The organism is Alphaproteobacteria bacterium (genome assembly GCA_005883305.1).
Classification (GTDB): Bacteria; Pseudomonadota; Alphaproteobacteria; order Sphingomonadales; family Sphingomonadaceae; genus Allosphingosinicella.
Window position 1 is genome coordinate 598,332 of sequence record VBAC01000001.1, and the last position, 19,408, is coordinate 617,739.

The window sequence follows — 19,408 nt, forward strand, 5'->3', positions numbered from 1 at the left end:
TCTAGGCTTCGATGATGGAATTGCGGACGGCGTAGCGGACCAGCTCGGCGGTCGTCCTGAGCTTCAGCTTGTGCATCGCCGTCGCGCGATGGGTCTCGACCGTCTTGACGCTGATCTCGAGCTGGCGGGCGATCTCCTTGTTGATCTTTCCTTCGGCGATCAGCTGGACGACCTCGCGCTCGCGGTGGGTGAGGGCGGAAAGCGCCGTCTGCGGCTTGGTCTTGAGGAATTGCTCGAGCAGGGTCTCCGAAACGCCGCCCGAGAAATAGGGCCGGTGGATCGACAAGGCGTTGATCGCCGCGAACAGATGCTCTTCGGTCTCCGACTTCAGGATGAAGCCCCGAGCGCCCGCCCGAAGAACGTCCAGGATCATCGTCTCGCGGTCGTACATCGTATAGATGAGGATCTCGACCCGCGGCAGTTCGCGCTTCAGCGAGACCGTCAGCTCGTAGCCGTTGAGCTCCGGCAGCGAATAATCGACGATGGCGATGTCCGGCACCGTCTCGCGCGCCAGGGCAAGGGCGGTGCGCCCGTTGGCGGCTTCGGCGACGACCTGAAGGTTGGGCCGTGTCTCGAGCAGTGCCCGAACGCCGCGGCGGATGACATCGTGGTCGTCCGCGATCAATATGCGCTTTACCGGTCCAGACATATCGCCCCGTTCTTCTGTTCAGCCCAACGATCCGCGGTGACTTCTTCGAACTCGCCCCCGCATTCCCCTGCGCCATGCGGTAATTACCGCCTTCGGCCTCAACATTCTCTAAACGATCATTGGCCGTCTCGCCGCCGATCGATCCGGCTTCCCTCCGTCATCCCCGAGGGCGGGGGAAGTGCATATCGGGACAAACCCTGCCTCATGCGCTTTTTCGGAGGGGCTCTCTCTCTGTGGCCGGCAATGTCCTCCCTGATTTCCGGCGGAAAGCCGCGGCTTTCGGGCCCGAGCGCCACGAACGGCACGGCCGACTGGCGATCGGGCTCCTATCGGGGTTGTCCCCGATGGAGGCACCGGCGGCCCGCGCCTAGCAACGTGCCGGCGAGCGTGGAGGCCGATCATGGACGTCAAAGCCCTGGTGCCGTTGTTCATCCAAATCAGCCTGACGCTGATCGTCGGCTCGGTGGGCATGAGGAGCGAGTGGCGCGACCTCCGGCTTGCTTTGGGGCAGCCTCGCCGGCTCCTGCGCGGAATCGTGGCGGTCAACCTCGTCGTGCCCCTCGCCGCGATCCTCATCGTGCTTGTCCTGCCTATCGACCAGCCGGTCAAGCAGGGGATCGTGATCATGGCGGTCTCGCCGCTTGCTCCGCTGATTCCGGGCCGGCTGCTCAAGGCCGGCGCGGATGCTTCCGTCGCGGTCGGGCTCTATTTCTGGCTTCTGGTTCTGGCGGTGGCCATCGTCCCGCTCACCGTCGCGTTGCTTGGCGCGGTCACCGCGGTGGACGTCTTCCTGCCAGCGGGAGAGATCGCCCGGCTCGTCTTCGCCTCGGTGCTGGCGCCGCTGGTCGCGGGAATGGCGATCGCCGCTTTCCTGCCTCGCCAGGCGCCGATGCTGGCGAAGATCGCCGGGTTGCTCGGCAATCTCATGCTGCTGCTGTTCGTCGCCGCCATCCTTTATTTGGCGGGCGGGCAGATCGTCGGTCTCGCTGAGGACGGCACATTGCTCGCCTGCATCGTTACCGTCTCCGCGGCGCTCGCGGGCGGGCATTTGCTCGGCGGGCCGGGACCGCTCAACAAGATGGCGCTGGGCATCGCCGCGGCAACGCGCCACCCCGGCATAGCGGTAATGATCGCCCGCAGCGCGCTGGACGATCGCCGGGTGGTCCTCGCCGTCCTGCTGTTCCTGTTCGTGAGCTTGATACTCTCGGCGATCTACCAGGCCTGGGCGATGAAGCGCGTCCCGGCACGCGACTGATTGCCGCGTCGCCCCCGCAACCAACCTCCGTCAGAAAAAATTAGGCGCGGCAGGACGTGCTGCACATACGTCCCGCCGCGCCGACGACGCCTGAGCAGGGGGTGGGGGGAGGGTGCTCAGTCGGCTGCGCCGCCAGACCTCAATTCACTTCAGACGGGCGTTCCTCGATATCGGTATTTGCATGGAGAAACCGCAGATTTCCTTGCTTTTCGGATCAGGGAGAGACCCAATCCGCCCTCTGGTGATAAATCCGGACTCGACTCGGCGGTCCGATTGCCGTCGCCCTCGACTCAGCTCGGGACCGAGCACGATCTTCCTCTGGGATCGCCCGAGACGGCCACCCGGTGAAACCCCGATAGGCGCACGGCGCCTTCGGCGCTTCAATGGGGCGTGGGCGGCAGCTTGAGGCTGGACCGCTCGGGGCGTCGTCTTGCTGTTCACTCCCGGCGGACGGCGCCCCACCCGCCCGGGATCGCGCACGATTGGCAGCCGGCCGGTCCGGGCCCGAAGTTCCCGGCACCGATACCCTCAGCCTGAACTTGTTTCACGGTCCAGCTCACCACCGTCGCGGTGGCTCGTCGCTGAATGCTGAAGCAAGCATGTCCTGAGCCCGCCAAAGGGTTCAGCATGACGGGAAATGCCATCGGCACGCATTAATGGTCCCGGCCGGCACCGGCGCGGCCAGCCCCGCCGCCCGGACGACGAAGAGGGGCCCTCAGGGGGCTGAGGACCCCTCCCGTCGCCTGCACCGCCAAGCGCTGTCAGCAAGGCGGCGCCAGGTTCAGCCTTCCCTTGGCAGGGAGAGCGCAGAATGGGGTTGGGGCGCGGTGCGCGGTATCGGGATAATTACTGAGGGCGCCCGCATCGGTCCCCGATCCGCCACGTACCGTCACGCCTTCGGAGGCCTCAGCACGCAGCGGAAGCCGATGTGCGAGGTGGAGGTGTCGATCGGATGGGCGTGGCGGGCGGCCGGCCGATAGCGCCGGCAATAATTGGGGGCGCACAAATGCGAGCCGCCCTTCAGCACGCGCCGCGGGATCTGCAGCGGGTCCTCGGGCGCGACGCTCGCCCAGCGCTTGACCGTGCAGCAGACCTTGCTCGGCTCGTTCGGCGGATGGAACGCCCACCAGTCGGCGGTCCATTCCCAGACGTTGCCAATCATGTCGGAGAGACCATAGCCGTTGGCCGGAAAGGCGCCGACCGGCGAAGTCCTGGGCCACCCGTCCCGGCCGCTATTGTGGAACGGAAACGTCCCTTGCCAGATATTCGCTTGCGGCGCGCCGTCCGGCTCGAGTTCCTCGCCCCACGCATATTCGGCTTCGTTCGCTCCGCCTTTGGCGGCGAACTCCCACTCCTTCTCGCTCGGCAGCTCCGCTCCCGCCCACGCCGCATAAGCCTCGACGTCGACCAGCGCGACGTGGACGACGGGGTGGTTTTCGAGCCCGTCGATCGAACTGCTGGGCCCGGTCGGATGGCGCCAGTCGGCGCCGCGCACGAACGCCCACCACAAATGGGGCTGCTCGAGGGGGATCGCGCGAACGCTCGGAATGAAGACCATCGAGCCGGCAGCCAGATTTTCCGCCGGCGCGTCGGGGAAATCCTCCGCGCGCGGCGCGCGTTCCGCGAACGTCACATAGCCGGATGCGGCCACGAAGCGCGCGAACTCGCTATTGGTGACCGGCGAGCGGTCGATCCAGAAACCCTCGGTCCGCACCCGCCGGCGAGGGCGTTCCTCGACATAATGGCGGTCCGAGCCCATCAGGAAGGCGCCGCCTTCGATCCACACCATGTCGCGTCCGGCGGCGGTTCCTTGCGGCCCTTCCCCGCTCCGCGGAGACGGCGCGTTCGGCGGCTCGGCGGGGTTCGTCTCGACCTCGGCTACGGATATGGCGAACTCGGATTGCTTCATCTTGGGCCCCGGCTGCTCGGAAGTTGCGTCGATCCCGCCGTCGTTCGGTGTTGGAAAGTCCGCCGAGACCTCGGGCCGATCCGCGGGACGGTCCATCGGGGAAAGGCCGGAGCCGAGCCGCTTTGAACCGAATCTTGCGGCAAAAATGGCGGGTATCCGTCCCTAAGGGCCGCGAATCGAGCCGGATGAAGGCCCGGCCGCCTCGGCCCGAGAAAATTCCGGGCGCTCCTCGGGATTAATCCCGATGGAGGGGGGTGCCGCCGGTGGCCATTAGGGCCTCATCGAAAAGAGAAAGGACTCAATGATGCGTTCCTCCTTCGTATCGGCGCTTGCCGCCATCAGCCTCGTCGCTGCGCCAACGGCCGCGATCGCCGCCACGTCCGGGAGTGCATCGGCGCTGTCGGTCGCCCACAATCCGGCGGTACGGGCCCAGGCGGGCATGACGAATCCGAACCAGATGGATGAGACCGGCTATATCCTGGTCGGAGTCGGGGTGGTCGCGGTGATCATCCTCCTCATCGTCCTGCTCGACGACGACGACGGTCCCCATAGCCCCTGAGCCTTCGACAGGGCCGAAGGAGTTCGCGGGGGCTGGTGCCGGATGCAGGAATCGAACCCGCGACCTTCGGTTTACAAAACCGCTGCTCTACCAGCTGAGCTAATCCGGCCTACGCACGCCGCCCAAATGGGCTAAGCGATGCCGAACGTCCAGCCCTCGGTTCGCGCGAGCTGGGCGGTGAGGCCCGGCGGGGCGAAAGCCTTGGGCCCCCCGGTCGCCAGCGCCCGCATCCCGGCCGCGGTCACAAGCGCATCCGTCTGGTGATCGTTGGGCTCGAAGCGCAGCCGGGCGGGCGCGCTTGCGAGGCCTTGCAGCGCGCGATTTAGCTCGGCCCGCGACCTCAGCTTGGTTCCCGGCATTCCGGCGCGGCGGAGATAGATTCGCGTGTAGATCTCGACCACGACGCTGCCCCGCGCCGGCAGCGGGTCCATCGGCCAGATCGCGACCTTGCCATTCAGGCGATGGAGCAGCCGCATTCCCGAAAAGCTGGCCTTGGCGACCTGGGCGGCTCCGATCGCGTCATAGGCGCTCGCGGTCTTGCGGCCGCCCAGGGCGTTGAGCCGCCGGTCGCAGGCACGGAAATGCATGAAGCGGGCCTTCTCGCCGTCGGCGGCGCCGAAATAGAAATGGCGGCGATGCGATCGCTCGAGGAAGCTCGCGGCGCCCAGATCCTCGTCCTCGCTCAAAGCGTCGACATAGGCCCAGAAGGCCCTGGCCTCGGCGGGCACCCCCGCTTCGCCCGGCAGATATTCGCCGCGCTCGGCGATCGGCGGAGCGAAGCTGAAATCGAAGCCGAACAGGGTCGGCGCCTCGGCCGCGGCCCCGATCAGCCAATCGAGCACTTCGGTGCGCGACCAGATATGGCCCGGGCGCACGAGGCGGGGCGGAGAATCGCCGGCGCCCGCCATCGCGACGGCGATGCCCTTGTGCTTCCTCCCCTTGGCGCCGGACCAGTCGATCGCGGCGTAGCGTTCGAACCGCGTCACTTCTTCTTCCGCGGCGTCGCCTTCGGCCTGGCGGCGGTCCAGTCGCGCGAGCGGCGGATCGTCTCGCGGACCCGCTCCTGATCCGGGCTGTCGAAGCGGATCAACACCGCGGGCCAGCCTTCGTAATGCGGGCTTTGCCAGAATGTGCCCGGATCGGTCTCCTTCAATATCTCGACCGTATCCATGTCGATCGCGATGCCGAACGAGGTCTCTACTTCGTGGCCCGTGTAGAGGAAGGCGCGGCCGTTCGAGGCGACCTTGACCGCCGGCTTGCCGTAGCTCGTCGAAAGCTCGGTGTCCGGCAGGGTCAGCGCAAAGGCGACGGCGTCGTCGAAGCTTCGGATCGGCTCATTCGCCATCGCGGATCGCCTTGCGCTGCTCCTCCCACCAGGCCATTCGCTCGGCGATTCGCTTTTCGAGCCCGCGGTCGGTCGGCGTGTAGAAGGTCTGCGGCTCCATCTCCTCGGGCCAGTAATCGTCGCCCGAAAAGCCGCCCTCGGAATCGTGGTCGTACTGATAGCCCTTGCCGTAGCCGATCTGCTTCATCAGCTTGGTCGGCGCGTTGAGGATGTTCTTCGGCGGCATCAGCGACCCGGTCTCCTTCGCGCTTCGCCAGGCCGCCTTCTGCGCCACGTAGACCGCGTTCGATTTGGGCGCTGTGGCGAGATAGAGGCAGGCCTGGACGATCGCCAGCTCGCCCTCGGGAGAGCCGAGGAAATCGTAAGCGTCCTTGGCGGCGATGCACTGGGCCAGGGCATTGGGGTCGGCGAGGCCGATATCCTCGCTCGCCGCGCGGGTCAGTCGGCGCAGCAGATAGAGCGGCTCCTCGCCGGCCGTCAGCATCCGCGCGAGATAGTAGAGCGCGGCCTGCGGGTCCGAGCCGCGGATCGCTTTGTGAAGCGCGGAGATGAGGTTGTAATGGCCCTCGCGGTCCTTGTCGTAGACCGCGACCCGGCGGTGAAGCAAAGCGGCCAGCTCGGCCGGCGCCAGCGGCTCGGCGAGCTCGATCGAGAACAAGGTCTCGGCCTGGTTTAGCAGGAAGCGGCCATCCCCGTCGGCCGTTGCGACGAGCGCGTCGCGGGCCTCCGGAGTCAGCGGCAGCGGACGGCCCATCAGCTCTTCGGCGCGGTCGAGCAGCTTGCAGAGAGCCGGGGCGTCGAGCCGGTTGAGGATCAGCACCTGCCCGCGCGAGAGCAAGGCGGCGTTGAGCTCGAAGCTGGGATTCTCGGTCGTCGCTCCGACCAGGACGACCGTGCCGTCCTCGACATAGGGGAGGAAGCCGTCCTGCTGGGCGCGGTTGAAGCGGTGGATCTCGTCCACGAAGAGCAAGGTCTGCCGGCCGAGCTTGCGGTGCTCGCGCGCCTCGGCGAACACTTTCTTCAAATCGGCGACGCCCGAGAAGACCGCGGAGATGGCGACGAAACGCATGCCCACCGCGTCGGCGAGCAGCCGGGCGATGGTGGTCTTGCCGGTGCCCGGCGGCCCCCACAGGATCATCGACGAAAGCTTGCCGGCCGCGACCATGCGCCCGATCGCGCCGTCCGGCCCGGTCAGATGCTCTTGGCCGACGACGTCGTCGAGCCGCTGGGGCCGGAGGCGGTCGGCGAGCGGCGCGTCGTCGCTCGGCGCCTCGGGGGCGTCGGGCTGGGCCGGCTCGTTCTGAAAAAGGTCAGCCACCGGAGCCGCTTAGAACCGCGCCCGGCCGATCGCAATCGTCGCGTCCGGCCCATATTGCGGCCGGGCCGTCGCCGGGCGGGCGCGCACCAGCGGCGCGGCGGCGGGCGGAAGGCCGCTGCGCGTGCCGACGATGGTGAAATCGACGGGACCGGCCGTGCCGAGGAGGACGTCGATCTCGGCCCCCTCGCAGGCGCGCCCGACGCAGCGAACGGCATATTTGTCCGCGTCCGCCCCCTCGCCAAAGCGCTGCAGGAAAGCGGCCGCTCCCGCCGCCCGAAGACGCGCCTCGGCCGGAGCGATCAGCGAGAAGCTCTGCGCGCCGTTCATCGCGAGCCGAAGCCGGATCCGCCGTCCGCCCGGTATGGGAGCCTGGCCAACGAGCGTCACCGATGGGACCGCGACGGCTATGGGCGGCGCGGGGGTGGCCCAGCGGCGGCGGGCCGTGTAGGGCATCTCGGTGCGCTCCCAGGCGGCGTCGAACGGCACCGGCGCGCCGTCATTGTTGACTGCGAAGCGGCCCGTATGGGCCGCCTCGTCCCAGGCATATTCGATGGTGAAGAGCTGCTGCCTCTCGGCGCTGTAGGCCGGGGCGAGCCCGGCGCCGAGCCAGGCGGCGAGCGCGACCGCGGCCGCCGCCCGCGCGCGGAGGAGCGGCCGAAGTTCGATCAAAGCCGGCAGAAGGATCAGCGCGCCCAGTGGGGCGAAGGCCCAGAAGGGGCCGCCGTTCATCAGCTCCTCGAACAGGCCGAGCGCCGGCCCGAAAGTGAGGTAGAGCAGGAGCGCGGCGAGGATCGCTCCGGCCTTTTCCGCCCGGCGGAGCCATCGCTTTCCGGCCATTCCGAGGGCGGCGACGAGCGGCGGGAGGAGGAAGTAGATCGCCCCGCCCGGCGCGACGAAGCTGAGCGCCGCGCCCAAAAGGGTGAAGACCAGCCAGAAGGCGGGGCGCAGCCTTGTCCGCTCCGGCGTTCCGGCGACGAGGAGCAGGGAAAGGGCACAGGCGGCCAGCGCGGTCGCATAGACCGCCGTGGTCGTCGCCGGGGGAAAGGCGCGCCAATAGTCGCCGGGGCGAAGCAGCTGGACGATCCACTGGCCGGCCAAGGCGAGCCCGGCAGATCCGGCGAGCGCCGCCGCCATCGCAAGGAGCGGCCGGCCGAGCGCTCGCCGACGCCATCCTTCGATCAGGAAAAAAAGGATCAGAATGCCAAGCATTACCAGTCCGAACATCATCGGCAGGACGACGAAGCCGCGCCCCAGAATGTCGGTGTAGAGCCGCTCGCCGCTCGCCGCCGGCACCGCGCCCGAAGCGGCGAGCTCGGCGACGGCGAGCGCCTGGTCGCCCATATGCTGCAAGCTGCGATGGTCGAGCGCGGCGAGCGTGTCTCCGGCGCTGTGATAGCGGGTCTCGTTGCCGATTACCGCGAAGTTGAGGATCGTCCAGGGACGCGCGTCGAACACCGCGACGTCGGTGGAATTGGGGATCAGCGCGTAGAGGCCGGTCGAGAGCGAATTGGCCATCGGGCGGGCCGCGGAGGCGCGGTAGAGAGCGATCGCGGCGCCGTTGGGCCGGCTGGTCTCGAACATGATCGCCGGGCCGTTCACCCCGCGCGATTCGAGGTTGATCGCGGTGTCGACCCGGGCCGCCAGGGGATCGCGGTCGAGGAAGGCGCGAGCGCCGAGCAGCCCCATCTCCTCGCCTTCGTCGAACAGGAAGGTGACGGGCCGGGCGAGGCGCTTCCCGCGCAAATTGACGGCGATTTCCAGCATGGCCGCGACTCCGATCCCGTCGTCCGACGCGCCGGGGCCGGCGAAGGTGGAATCATAGTGGGAGACGAGCAGCAGGTGCTTTCCTTGCGCCGGGCCGATCGTGGCCACCAGGTTGCGCACCCGGGCGCAGCTCACATTGCGGTTGCGGCGGAAGCCGTTGCAGGCGAAATCGTCGGTCACGCGCGGGTTCAGGCCCACCGCGCGCATCTCGGCGATCAGCCGCTCGCGGACGGCGTCGCCCGCGGCGCTGTCCGCCGGGTGCGGCCGCTCGTCGCCCAAAATGCGCGCCAGCCGCTCCGCCGCTCGGTCGGCGTTGAAGCCGGGACCGCCGGGAGAGGGAAGGGCGATCAGCGAGCCCTTGAGCGCCATCGCCGCCAGCAAGGCGAGCGCCGCGATCAGCATCAGCCCCGCCCGCCTCATGTGCCCGCCCCTTTTTTCCCGTCCCTCTTAGGGCCATATCGCTTCCGCGGCCATCTTGCGATAGGGCGGCGCTGCCTCGAAATCGGAGAGACGAAATGGGTTACCGGATGGTCGTGGTCGGCGCGACCGGCAATGTCGGCCGCGAGATGCTCAACATCCTCGCCGAACGCCAGTTTCCGATCGACGAGATCGCTGCGGTCGCCTCGCCGCGCTCGACCGGCGACATCATCGATTTCGGCGACAGCGGCCAGGAATTGAAGGTCCGCAACATCGAGCATTTCGATTTCGCCGGCTGGGACATCGCTTTGTTCGCCGCGGGGAGCGCGGTTTCGATGAAATATGCGCCGATCGCCGCCGCGGCGGGCTGCACGGTGATCGACAACAGCTCCTATTTCCGGATGGATCCGGACGTTCCGCTGATCGTGCCCGAGGTGAATCCCGAGGCGATCGCCGGCTATGCGAAGCGGGGCATCATCGCCAATCCGAACTGCTCGACTGCCCAGATGGTGGTGGCCTTAAAGCCGCTTCACGACGCGGCGAAGATCAAGCGCGTGGTGGTCGCCACGTACCAGTCGGTCTCGGGCGCCGGCAAAGCGGGGATGGACGAGCTGTTCGAGCAGAGCCGCAACATCTTCGTCGGCGATTCCAACGAGCCGGCGAAATTCACCAAGCAGATCGCCTTCAACGTGATCCCGCACATCGACGACTTCCTCGACGACGGCTCGACGAAGGAGGAGTGGAAGATGGTGGTCGAGACCAAGAAGATCCTCGATCCCAAGATCAAGGTCACCGCGACCTGCGTTCGCGTTCCGGTCTTCGTCGGCCATTCGGAGGCGATCAACATCGAGTTCGAAAACGAGATTTCGGCCGACGAGGCGCGCTCGATCCTTCGCGAGGCGCCCGGAATCATGCTCGTCGACAAGCGCGAGGACGGCGGATACGTGACCCCGGTCGAATGCGTCGGCGATTACGCCACCTTCATCAGCCGCGTGCGCGAGGACAGCACGGTCGACAACGGCCTGTCGCTCTGGTGCGTCTCGGACAATCTTCGGAAGGGCGCGGCGCTCAACGCGGTCCAGATCGCCGAGCTGCTCGGCCGCAAGCACCTCAAGAAGGCGGCCTGAGCCTTTCCTCCCCTGCATTTGCAGGGGAGGGGGACCATGCGAAGCATGGTGGAGGGGCCTCTTGCCGTGGAAGAACCCCCTCCACCGCGCTACGCGCGGTCCCCCTCCCCGCGAAATCGCGGGGAGGATTATCGGCTCGTCAGCTCCGCTCTCGCCTCGGCATATTCCGCGATCAGCTGGGCGACATAGTCCGCCGCCGGGCGCACCCTGTCGATCGCCCCTATGCCCTGGCCCGAGCCCCAGATGTCCCGCCAGGCCTTGGCCTTGGATCCCTCGCCGGTGCCGAAATCCATCGTGCTGAGGTCCCCTTCGGGCAGGTTGTTCGGGTCCAGCCCCGCGGCCATGATCGATGCCTTCAGGTAATTGCCGTGAACGCCGGTGAACAGGCTCGAATAGACGATGTCGTCGGCGCGGCCTTCGCAGATTCCCTGCTTGTAGGCGTCGGGGGCATTGGCCTCGGCGGTGGCGATGAAGGGCGAGCCGATATAGCCCAGGTCCGCGCCCATCGCCTGAGCGGCGAGGATCGCGCGGCCGGTGGCGATCGCGCCCGACAGGATCAGCGGCCCGTCGAACCAGTCGCGTATCTCCTGGACCAGGGCGAAGGGCGAAAGCCGCCCGGCATGGCCGCCTGCGCCCGCGGCGACGGCGATGATCCCGTCCGCGCCTTTCTCGATCGCCTTGCGGGCGAAGCGGTCGTTGATGATGTCGTGGAGCGTGATCCCGCCCCAGGAGTGAACCGCCTGGTTGACCTCCACCAGCGCGCCCAGCGAGGTGATGACGACCGGCACCTTCCACTTGGCGCAGGTCGCCATGTCCTCCTGCAGCCGGGCGTTGGAGCGGTGGACGATCTGGTTGACGGCGAAGGGCGCGGCGGGCGCTTCGGGATGGTCGCGGTCCCACGCGGCCAGTTCCTCGGTGATCCGGTGAAGCCATTCGTCGAGCAGGCTCTGTGGCCGGGCGTTGAGCGCCGGAAAGGAGCCGACGATCCCCGCCTTGCACTGGGCGATGACCAGATCGGGATTGGAGATGATGAACAAGGGCGCGCCGATCGCGGGCAGGCGCAGGCGGTTGAACAGGGGGGGCAGGCTCATGCCGCCTGCGTAACGGAGCGGGAGGGCCAAGTCACCCCTTCGCGGCGGACGCTTCCCCATTGACGCGCGCAGGATTTCCACGCTTTAACAACACTCTATGACGCCAGTCGCCCTTCTCTTCATCATTGCTGCCGATCCTGCGCCTCTGCCTTCAGGGCCAGTCCCCCCTGTAAGGCCGCGCGCCGACCTCGGCGCCCTGTTTCGCGCGGCCGGCTATCCGCGCGCAGCGCTGCAGCGGGGCGAGCAAGGCGATGTCGGCTTTCGTCTGGTGATCGACCCGGAGGGCCGGGTCAGCCGCTGCGACGTGACTCAATCGAGCGGCTCGCAAAGGCTGGACGAGGCGACCTGCGGAACATTGCTCCACGACGCCCGCTTCACGCCGGCGCGCGACCGTGACGGGACTCCCGTCGCGGACGTCGTGGTTTCGCGGGTTCGCTGGACTTTGCCGCCGGGCCTGGGGCTCGCGACCTATATCCGCTCGGCCGATTATCCGCGGGAGGCGATCCGGCGCCATGAGCAGGGCAGGGTCGCGTTCGAGCTGACGATCTCGCCCGAAGGCGTCCCCAGCGCCTGTCGTATCCTCGCCTCGAGCGGCAGCGCCACGCTCGACGAAGCGACGTGCCGGATCATGGGCGAGCGGCCCCGCTTCACGCCCGCGCACGACGCCGAGGGCCGCCCGACGTCCGACACCGTTCGCAGTGCGGTCGTCTGGGTCCTGCCCGGTCCGCCGCTGATCCCGCTCGGCGCGATCCGCAACGACCCGCGCGTTCCGCGCTAGGATTGCGAATTCCGTTTGTCGGGCGCCGACGGCCCTTCTCCTCCGCGGTCGAACTTGTCCGCGCGCCTCTTGCCGAACAGCAGGCCGCGCTCCATCCGCGCCCGGCTCGCTTTGTAGTAGGCGAGCAGGAAATCGTAATCGTGGCCGCTTCGGTCCTCGTATCCGATCTTGGCCTGGATGGTGCGCGAAACGGTCGAGACCGCTTCGGCCTGCCCTTCGCGAAGCACCCGCTCCAGCGTCTGCAGCTCGAACACGCCGTAGACGTCGAGTTGGGCGTCGGTGAAGCGATAGGCCTCGTCCGGCCCGTAGGCGCCGAGCAGCTCGAAGGTCAGTTTCTTCTTCGGCGCGCTGATCACCCAGGTGCCCGCGAGCAGGTCGCCGACCCGCATCTTGTCCTTGTTGAACATCGGGAAGAACAGGAAGATCGCGGTCCACAGCAGCCCGGCCAGCGCCGTGACGCCCTCGGCCGATCCTTCCGCCGCGTTGTAGAAGAGGAAGGAGAGCGGCAGATAGAATTCGATCTCGCGCATCAGGTTGCGGGCGATGACCCGGTCGGCGGTGAGCCTTTCGCCGCTTCGGGCCACGACCCGCAGGCCGGCGCTGCGCTTGCCGAAGGTCGCGGCGCGCGGGCCCATTTCCATCAGGATGAAATAGCCGTTCCGGAGCAGGAAGAAGCCGAGCAGCCAGATGACGAAAGCGAGCTCGGCCCGCTCGCTGCCAAGCGTGTAGGCGGTGGCCCCGGCGAGAAAGGTCAGCGCGACGAGGATCACGATCATGATGACCAAGTCGACCAGGAAGGCCGCGGCGCGCTGGCTGACGTCGGCGAGCTTGAGGCTGAGGTCGACGCCCTCCGGAGTTACCAGGCTGCGCCTTTTCTTCGCCTCCTCGCGGTGTCGCAGGGCAAGGTCAGACATCGATCCGCCTCGGGAGGTAGAAATAGGCAAGCCACAAAGCGAGCATCGTCAGCCCGATCGCGTAGCGGGTGGAATCGACGTTGATCGTCTGGCGGCCGATACCTTCGAGCAGGCCGGCGACGGCGAGCATGATCACCACGCCGGCCATCGCAGCCGCTGCCGTCCGTCCGGCGCGGGCCGCCGAATCGAGCCGCGATTCCTCGCCGGGAAAGACCACGCTCCAGCCGATCCGGAAACCCGCGGCGCCGGCTAGGACGATGGCGAAAATCTCGGTCGAGCCGTGGATGATCAGCCAGCCGCCGAGCTCCTCGCCAAGCCCGCGCGACGAGAAGAGCGCGAGGATCGCGCCGAGCGTTGCCCCGTTGGCGACCAGCACCAGCAGGGTCGGAACGCCGAACGCGAAGCCGAGCGCGAAGCACAGGATCGAGATCTGGCTGTTGTGGTTGAACAGGAAAGTGGCGAAGACCGCGAGGCCGCCGCCCTGCGGGCGATCGTAGAGCGTGGCCCGCAGGGCTTCGGCCGAAGCCGAGAAGTCGCGCCCGCCGGCGAGCTCCGGGGCGACGAAGCTGGAATACCAGCCCGGATCGTTGACGACCAGCAGGTAGCCGGCGAGCACGCCGATCATGGTGACCGCCAGCGACGCCAGGGTTTCGCGCCACAGACTCTGGATCGCCAGCGGCCAATCGCGGGCGAAGAAATCGACCAGCCGGCTGCCGGGAGAGGTGCGCACGCCGTAGACGAAGAAATAGGCCCGGGCGCAGAGGTTCTCGAGATAGGTGATCAGCTCGAGGTCGAGCGACGTCTCGCGCGCCACCGACAGCGAGGAGAGGGCGCCGCGGTAGAGGACGGGTAGCGCGAGCAGGTCGTCGTCGCTGAGCGCGCGGACCGATCGGCGCTCGCAGCGGCGGATGATCTCCTCGAGCCGCTGCCATTCGCCCTCGCGCGCGGCGCGGAACTGGCGGGAGCCGATCGGCGCGTTCAAATCAATGCCCTCCGCTTGAAGTCGAGATAGGCGCGGACCAGCGCCGGCCCTGCCTCGGCCGAGGCCGCCTCGAGCACGTGGGCGCCGAGATGGCGCAGGCGGGTGATCACCAGCCGCCGCTCGCGAAGCAGCGAGGCGGCGGTGACGGCGCGGCCGATATCGTCGGCCTCGACCGGCTCGGCCGACGACAGGCCCTCAAGCTCCTCGTCCTTGAGCACGACGAACAGGATGACGTGGCGCTTGAGCAACGTGCCGACCGCGTTCATCATCAGCTCGGCGCTGGTCGTGTCCGCGAATTCGGTGAAGACGACGATCAGCGAGCGCCGGCTGAGGTCGCTCGCCAGAGTCGCCAGCGCCAACGTGTAGTTGGTCTCGCTCTGCGAATATTCGATTCCCGCCGCGACCCTCTGGAGCATGGCGAAGGCGCGCGCGCCCGAGATCGGCTGGCTGGCCGCACGGGGCTTGGAGTCGAACGCGAACAGGCCGACCCGGTCGCCGTCCTTCAGAGCGACATAGGCGGCGAGCAAGGCGGCGGAGACGGCGCGATCGACCCGCGGAACGCCGGCGACCGGCTCGCACATCGCCCGCCCCGAATCCACCGCCATGACGATGTTGTTGTTGCGCTCGGTGCGATATTCCTTGGCGACGAGGGTCGTGTGGCGGGCCGAGGTCTTCCAGTCGATCGCCCGCCGGTCCATCCCCTGGCGGTAGTCGGCAAGCGCCTCGAACTCCGCGCCCTCGCCGACCTGGAGCTGGGCCTTGATTCCGAACATCGCCTCGCGGTTCAGCATGTCGATGCCCTTGTTGCCGAGCGATCTGATGTCGGGCGTGATGGCGATTGCCTGGCCGAGCGCGAGCTGGCGCTGCTTCAAGACGAGGCCGAGCGGCCCGGGCCAGCGGATCCACAGGCAGTCGAGCCGCGCCGTTCCGCGCCGCTCCGCCTTCAGCACCACCGCTGCGGAGGGAAGGCCGCCGTCGAGCTGGGCCGAGGCGCGCAGGCCGAACGGCGCGCCGACCGGGCCGGACAGACCGAGCGCGAACTGAACGCCGCCGGGCGCGCGTCCCGGGAAGCGGGCGCGGGCGGTCACGGCGAAGGTCTCGCCGACGCCGACCGCTTTGGGGCCGGAACACTCGCCCACGGCGCTGCGCGTCGGCGCGCCGCTAACGGCATCGACCAGGCACAAGGCTGCCAGCAGCGCGAGCAAGGCGAGCCCGCCGGTCCAATAGGCCGGGGCGAGAAGGCCGACGACCAGCGCCGCCGGCCCGATGGCCGCCGCTGCAAGCACGGTTCGTCGGGTCGGGTAGATCAACGCGGCGCTCCGACTTCCTCGATCAGCCGGGCGATCACGCTCTCCACCGGCCGCCCCTCGATCTCGGCCGCTGCGGAGAGGAGGACCCGGTGGCGAAGCACCGAGGGAGCGAGCGCCTTCACGTCGTCCGGAATGACGTAGTCGCGCCCGTCGAGGGCCGCCCGCGCCCGCGCCGCGCCGGCGAGCATGGCCGCGGCGCGCGGGGAGGCGCCGCCCTCGAGATCGGGCGCCTCGCGGGTCGCGCGAACCAGCGCCACGACATAGTCGGTGACGTCGCCGACCATCGGGATCGCTTCGACCGCGGCGATGGCCTCGGCGAGCTGGTCGGGAGTCACGCGCGCCTCGATTCCCCAGTCGGCGGCTTTCGGAGCGCCGAAGCGCGCGCCGTGGCCGGCGACGATCTTCTTCTCCTCCTCGGCCGTGGGATAGCCCATCAGGTGCTTGAACAGGAACCGGTCCAGCTGCGCCTCTGGCAGCGGGTAGACGCCCTGCTGCTCGATCGGGTTCTGAGTGGCGATGACCATGAAGCGGTCGGGCAAGGCGTAGGTCTCGCCGTCGATCGTCACCGATCGCTCCTGCATCGCCTCCAGCAGCGCCGCCTGGGTCTTGGGCGGCGTGCGGTTGATCTCGTCGGCGAGCAGCAGGTCGCAGAAGACCGGGCCGCGGGTGAGGGTGAAGGCGCTGGTCTGGAAGTTGAACAGGTTCGAGCCGAGGATGTCGCCCGGCATCAGGTCCGGGGTGAACTGGATTCGGCCGAAATCGAGGCCGAGCGCCCGGGCGAAACACTGGGCGAGGAAGGTCTTCGCGGTGCCGGGCGGCCCTTCGAGCAGGATGTGGCCCGAGGAGAGCAGGGCGATCAGCATCAGCTCGACCGCCTCGTCCTGCCCGACGATCGCTTTCGCAACGTCCTGCCTGATTCCGTCAGCGAGGGATTTGACGTCGGTTACGTTCACCGGATGATGTCCTTCTTCCATGAAAAGAGCGCCCGCGCCGCGGCGACCAGCTCGTGCCGGTCGCGGGCGTGGGCAAGGCGCGCGGCGAGCGCGCTGAACGGGGAGCGATCGTCCTTGGTCAGGCGATCGAGGTAGGCGTCGAGCGCCTCGCCCTGCAGCGCCTGCGGCGCTCCCGAGAGCCGGGCCGCCTCCTGCCGGACGACGTCGGCATAGGCCCCGCCGAGCCGCGCCTCGCGCCGGGCGAGGCGGATCAGGCCCGCGCTGTTCTCGACCAAAGCGGCCTTGCCGAACGCGATCGCCCGCGCCTCGGCCCGCGGCTCGCCGAACCGGAAGGCGCCGTGCAGCCCGGCGAGGATCGCCGCGAACAGAAGCGCGAGGGTCATCGCCAGGAAAGGCGGCTCGAGGACGGTGCGGAGCAGGCTCCGCGACTTGTCCCCTGCAAGGCCGTTGACGGTGAGATCGAAGGCGATCGGCCCGTTCGCCTCCGAATTGAGCGCGTCGATCAGCGCCAGCGCCGCGCGCGCCTGTGCCGGGTTCTTGAGGCCGTGATTGTTGAACAGGTCCGGATCGGCGGCGATGTAGTGCGGCTGCTCCCCGAGCCGGGCGACGAGCGCGTCGCCATTCGGCAGCGCGACGAGCGGCGTGAGGTTCGCACCCGCGATCGTCTGCACATGCCGCGGCACCGGAATCGCAAGCGTTTCCAGAAAGTCGCGCCCTCCCGCATAGGGGACGGATGGCCGATCGTCCGAGGAGGCGCGGACCGCGATCTTCTCGCCCAGCAAAGAGCCCGCTGCCTCGCCGGCCCCGGCCCCCAATACCCTGACCCAGCCGGGGTGACCGAAATCGGGCATCGTGACCCATTTGGGCAGGATGATCAGAGTCGCCTTATCGCGCCGCAGGCGCAGGAGCCGGGCGACGTCCTCGGGCCGGTTCTCGGGCTCGAGCGTGACGATCACCAGCCCCTCCGCGTCGAGCTCGCTGGGGTAGCGGACCATGTTCGTCCGCCGAAGCCGCCCGACCAGGGTGGTCAGCCCCTTGTAGCCGGTGGCGCTGACCGACAGCGTCGAAGCCTCCCCGCCGTGGATCGGCATGATCCGCGAGCCGTAGGCGACCAGCAGTACGAGCGCGACGAAGCCGACGAAGCCGGCCACGACCAGTCCCGCGACCAGCCTGACGTTGAACGGATGCTGCCTCTCGCTCAACCGCGCCATCCTTCGGCGAAGGCGAATTCCCGATAGGCGTCGCGGCAGTCGCTCCACTCGCCGGCCCCCAGCGGGCGCTGGGCGAACAGGCTCCGCTCGACCATCATCGCGATGCGGGCGAAGGCCGAGCGGGGTCCGCCCGGGATCGCGTCCAGCGCGGCGATGTCCCGGCTGGTCAGCGCCGGGCGGACCAGATCGGGGCGCTTCTCGTCGATATCCTCGATGCTTCGGAAGAGGATGAGATGGGCGGCTTCCGAATAGCGTCCGGCGGCCGCCAGCGCGTCGGCCTCGCCCAGCAGCTCGCGCGCCTCGGCCGCTTCGGGGCGCCACGTCTCATCGGCGTCCGCCTCGTCGCCCTTGTGCCTCAGCGGCCATTTGGCCTCCATCAGCCTGGGGACGATCAGGTAGAGCAGGAAAGCCACGATCCCCGCGACCGCGAGCCAGAAGACGATTTGGAGGATCGGCCCGAGGCTGGCGAAATCGGTCTGGGCCTCGGGCGCCCTGGCCGACGGGAAATCGAACTGGATCGCGCTGTCGCCGAGCATCTCGCGGTGGGCATCGGCAAACGCCCCGCCCCCGTTCGGCGCCGGCATCGCAGGCGGCTTGACGTTCATGCTCTCGACTGGCTCCCCTGCGGTCACTCTAGGCAGCGCAAGCGTGGCGGCGCAACCCGCAAGAAGGCCGGAACCTCCGCGAGTGGTCGATCGGCGCGCCAGGCCCCCCCCTGAAAGGCCTCGGACGGATTTATGACCGTATAAACAACGGGTTGCTAATCCGAACATCCGGTCTAGGCTGCCGCTTACCAACAACTGCGCTCTCGCCAAGTGAAGGGCGCTATAAGGAGAGTATGTTATGCCTAAAGGGAGGTTCGAACTTACCCGATCGGAATTCGATTACTCGGGCGTGGACAGCGGAAACGGCTATTCGGGCTTCGGCCTCGGCCATCCGCGCGGACTCGACCTGCGGCCCGATCTGCCGGCCACCACGCACGAGCTGATCGGAGTCGACCTGACGCACACCATCCACGCGTTCGACGTCGCCGCGGCCAGGGGCGGTCCGGGCGGCGGCGGTGGCGGTGGAGGGGGCGGCGGTCTGACCTTCGCCAATTATGTCAGCGGCCCGGCCAACGCGGCCTCGGGCTACAACATCACCATCGAGTTCAAGGGCACGAGCTGGACCCAGGCGCTGCACGACATCTTCGTCACCGCGGCCGACCGGCTGACCGACCTGATCGTCGGCGAAATTCCCAACGTGACGGTGAAGGGCAAGGGCGGCTCGACGGTGGTCGACGACATCTACATCACCGCCGAGCTCGGCCCTATCGACGGCGCCGGCGGAATCCTCGGTCAAGCGGGCCCGACAGCGGTCCGCACCTCCAGCTCGCTTCCCGCCACGGCGCAGATGCAGTTCGACATCGTCGACGTGAACAATATGGGCCTGGCGGTGTTCACCGAGGTCGTGCTCCACGAAATGTCGCACAGCCTCGGCTTCGGCTCGATCTGGAGCAGGCTGGGCCTGGTCACCAACGGCCTGTTCACCGGGTCCCACGCGCTCCAGGAATATCTGGACATGGGCGGCTCGGGCTCCGGCATTCCCGTCGAGCAGGACGGCGGCTCCGGCACGGCCGGCTCGCACTGGGACGAGGAGACGTTCGGCAACGAGCTGATGACCGGCTACATCAACAACGGCGAAAATTATTTCACCGCGATGAGCGAGGCCCAGTTCGCCGATCTCGGCTACGTCATCAACCCGAACTACACGGCCCTGGCCGATCCGGGCTACGTGTTCGTCTGATCGCCGCGCACGGCTCACGAACATGGGGGGGCGCGAGGTCG

General features: G+C 68.2%; 18 protein-coding genes and 1 tRNA gene. 5 read left to right on the forward strand and 14 right to left on the reverse strand.

What is annotated here, in order from left to right; all coding sequences use genetic code 11:
- Nucleotide 1: 1 nt before the first annotated feature.
- Complete coding sequence (locus E6G92_02885; protein ID TMJ18794.1) at nt 2-649, reverse strand: response regulator transcription factor; 648 nt, start codon at nt 647-649, stop codon at nt 2-4.
- A 400-nt stretch (nt 650-1,049) separates the two neighbouring features.
- On the opposite strand from E6G92_02885, the gene E6G92_02890 reads away from it, so the two are divergent.
- Complete coding sequence (locus E6G92_02890) at nt 1,050-1,904, forward strand: hypothetical protein (GenBank protein TMJ18795.1); 855 nt, start codon at nt 1,050-1,052, stop codon at nt 1,902-1,904.
- Between the two features lie 889 nt (nt 1,905-2,793).
- On the opposite strand, the gene E6G92_02895 is transcribed toward E6G92_02890, so the two are convergent.
- The gene (locus tag E6G92_02895) at nt 2,794-3,693 is read right to left on the reverse strand and encodes a formylglycine-generating enzyme family protein (GenBank protein TMJ20676.1); all 900 of its coding nucleotides are present in this window, start codon (nt 3,691-3,693) and stop codon (nt 2,794-2,796) included.
- A gap of 421 nt (nt 3,694-4,114) precedes the next feature.
- Between E6G92_02895 and E6G92_02900 the strand changes: the two genes are divergently transcribed.
- Nucleotides 4,115-4,372: a hypothetical protein gene (locus E6G92_02900; protein ID TMJ18796.1), complete on the forward strand. Its 258-nt coding sequence runs from the start codon at nt 4,115-4,117 to the stop codon at nt 4,370-4,372.
- Between the two features lie 33 nt (nt 4,373-4,405).
- On the opposite strand, the gene E6G92_02905 is transcribed toward E6G92_02900, so the two are convergent.
- From E6G92_02905 to E6G92_02925, 5 genes are all read right to left on the reverse strand, one after another.
- A tRNA-Thr gene (locus E6G92_02905) sits at nt 4,406-4,481 on the reverse strand.
- A 22-nt stretch (nt 4,482-4,503) separates the two neighbouring features.
- On the reverse strand, nt 4,504-5,358 hold the full coding sequence (locus E6G92_02910; GenBank protein TMJ18797.1) for a hypothetical protein: 855 nt from the start codon (nt 5,356-5,358) through the stop codon (nt 4,504-4,506).
- Entirely contained in the window at nt 5,355-5,717 is a 363-nt protein-coding gene (locus tag E6G92_02915) for a hypothetical protein (GenBank protein ID TMJ18798.1), read from the reverse strand. The genes E6G92_02910 and E6G92_02915 overlap by 4 nt, the downstream gene beginning before the upstream one ends.
- Nucleotides 5,707-7,035, reverse strand: a complete 1,329-nt coding sequence (locus E6G92_02920) for a replication-associated recombination protein A (protein ID TMJ18799.1) — start codon at nt 7,033-7,035, stop codon at nt 5,707-5,709. The genes E6G92_02915 and E6G92_02920 overlap by 11 nt, the downstream gene beginning before the upstream one ends.
- Before the next feature lie 9 nt (nt 7,036-7,044).
- The gene (locus tag E6G92_02925; protein TMJ18800.1) at nt 7,045-9,219 is read right to left on the reverse strand and encodes a M20/M25/M40 family metallo-hydrolase; all 2,175 of its coding nucleotides are present in this window, start codon (nt 9,217-9,219) and stop codon (nt 7,045-7,047) included.
- A gap of 95 nt (nt 9,220-9,314) precedes the next feature.
- Here E6G92_02925 and E6G92_02930 point away from each other — a divergent pair, with 95 nt between their 5' ends.
- The gene (locus tag E6G92_02930; GenBank protein TMJ18801.1) at nt 9,315-10,343 is read left to right on the forward strand and encodes an aspartate-semialdehyde dehydrogenase; all 1,029 of its coding nucleotides are present in this window, start codon (nt 9,315-9,317) and stop codon (nt 10,341-10,343) included.
- A 128-nt stretch (nt 10,344-10,471) separates the two neighbouring features.
- Here E6G92_02930 and E6G92_02935 read toward each other — a convergent pair whose 3' ends face one another.
- Nucleotides 10,472-11,434 (reverse strand): nitronate monooxygenase, encoded by a 963-nt coding sequence (locus E6G92_02935; protein ID TMJ18802.1) that lies wholly within the window; start codon nt 11,432-11,434, stop codon nt 10,472-10,474.
- Between the two features lie 97 nt (nt 11,435-11,531).
- Between E6G92_02935 and E6G92_02940 the strand changes: the two genes are divergently transcribed.
- On the forward strand, nt 11,532-12,212 hold the full coding sequence (locus E6G92_02940) for an energy transducer TonB (protein TMJ18803.1): 681 nt from the start codon (nt 11,532-11,534) through the stop codon (nt 12,210-12,212).
- On the opposite strand, the gene E6G92_02945 is transcribed toward E6G92_02940, so the two are convergent.
- The 6 genes from E6G92_02945 to E6G92_02970 are packed head-to-tail and all read right to left on the reverse strand — an operon-like array spanning nt 12,209 to nt 18,187.
- Nucleotides 12,209-13,126 (reverse strand): RDD family protein, encoded by a 918-nt coding sequence (locus tag E6G92_02945; GenBank protein ID TMJ18804.1) that lies wholly within the window; start codon nt 13,124-13,126, stop codon nt 12,209-12,211. The genes E6G92_02940 and E6G92_02945 overlap by 4 nt on opposite strands.
- On the reverse strand, nt 13,119-14,114 hold the full coding sequence (locus E6G92_02950; protein ID TMJ18805.1) for a stage II sporulation protein M: 996 nt from the start codon (nt 14,112-14,114) through the stop codon (nt 13,119-13,121). Before E6G92_02950 ends, E6G92_02945 begins: the two co-directional genes overlap by 8 nt.
- Nucleotides 14,105-15,418: a DUF58 domain-containing protein gene (locus E6G92_02955; protein TMJ18806.1), complete on the reverse strand. Its 1,314-nt coding sequence runs from the start codon at nt 15,416-15,418 to the stop codon at nt 14,105-14,107. Before E6G92_02955 ends, E6G92_02950 begins: the two co-directional genes overlap by 10 nt.
- The gene (locus E6G92_02960) at nt 15,415-16,371 is read right to left on the reverse strand and encodes a MoxR family ATPase (protein TMJ18807.1); all 957 of its coding nucleotides are present in this window, start codon (nt 16,369-16,371) and stop codon (nt 15,415-15,417) included. Before E6G92_02960 ends, E6G92_02955 begins: the two co-directional genes overlap by 4 nt.
- Entirely contained in the window at nt 16,368-17,573 is a 1,206-nt protein-coding gene (locus E6G92_02965) for a hypothetical protein (GenBank protein TMJ18808.1), read from the reverse strand. The genes E6G92_02960 and E6G92_02965 overlap by 4 nt, the downstream gene beginning before the upstream one ends.
- Nucleotides 17,570-18,187, reverse strand: coding sequence for a DUF4129 domain-containing protein (locus E6G92_02970; GenBank protein TMJ18809.1), 618 nt, complete (start codon nt 18,185-18,187; stop codon nt 17,570-17,572). Before E6G92_02970 ends, E6G92_02965 begins: the two co-directional genes overlap by 4 nt.
- A gap of 238 nt (nt 18,188-18,425) precedes the next feature.
- Between E6G92_02970 and E6G92_02975 the strand changes: the two genes are divergently transcribed.
- A complete protein-coding gene (locus E6G92_02975) occupies nt 18,426-19,367 on the forward strand; it encodes a hypothetical protein (protein ID TMJ18810.1) in 942 nt (313 codons plus the stop codon).
- Nucleotides 19,368-19,408 lie beyond the last annotated feature (41 nt).

Coding starts and splice junctions, on each gene's coding strand:
- E6G92_02885 (TMJ18794.1), bottom strand. CDS start 649: ATGTCTGGACCGGTAAAGCGCATATTGATCGCGGACGACCACGATGTC.
- E6G92_02890 (TMJ18795.1), top strand. CDS start 1,050: ATGGACGTCAAAGCCCTGGTGCCGTTGTTCATCCAAATCAGCCTGACG.
- E6G92_02895 (TMJ20676.1), bottom strand. CDS start 3,693: ATGGTGTGGATCGAAGGCGGCGCCTTCCTGATGGGCTCGGACCGCCAT.
- E6G92_02900 (TMJ18796.1), top strand. CDS start 4,115: ATGATGCGTTCCTCCTTCGTATCGGCGCTTGCCGCCATCAGCCTCGTC.
- E6G92_02915 (TMJ18798.1), bottom strand. CDS start 5,717: ATGGCGAATGAGCCGATCCGAAGCTTCGACGACGCCGTCGCCTTTGCG.
- E6G92_02925 (TMJ18800.1), bottom strand. CDS start 9,219: ATGAGGCGGGCGGGGCTGATGCTGATCGCGGCGCTCGCCTTGCTGGCG.
- E6G92_02930 (TMJ18801.1), top strand. CDS start 9,315: ATGGGTTACCGGATGGTCGTGGTCGGCGCGACCGGCAATGTCGGCCGC.
- E6G92_02935 (TMJ18802.1), bottom strand. CDS start 11,434: ATGAGCCTGCCCCCCCTGTTCAACCGCCTGCGCCTGCCCGCGATCGGC.
- E6G92_02940 (TMJ18803.1), top strand. CDS start 11,532: ATGACGCCAGTCGCCCTTCTCTTCATCATTGCTGCCGATCCTGCGCCT.
- E6G92_02945 (TMJ18804.1), bottom strand. CDS start 13,126: ATGTCTGACCTTGCCCTGCGACACCGCGAGGAGGCGAAGAAAAGGCGC.
- E6G92_02970 (TMJ18809.1), bottom strand. CDS start 18,187: ATGAACGTCAAGCCGCCTGCGATGCCGGCGCCGAACGGGGGCGGGGCG.
- E6G92_02975 (TMJ18810.1), top strand. CDS start 18,426: ATGCCTAAAGGGAGGTTCGAACTTACCCGATCGGAATTCGATTACTCG.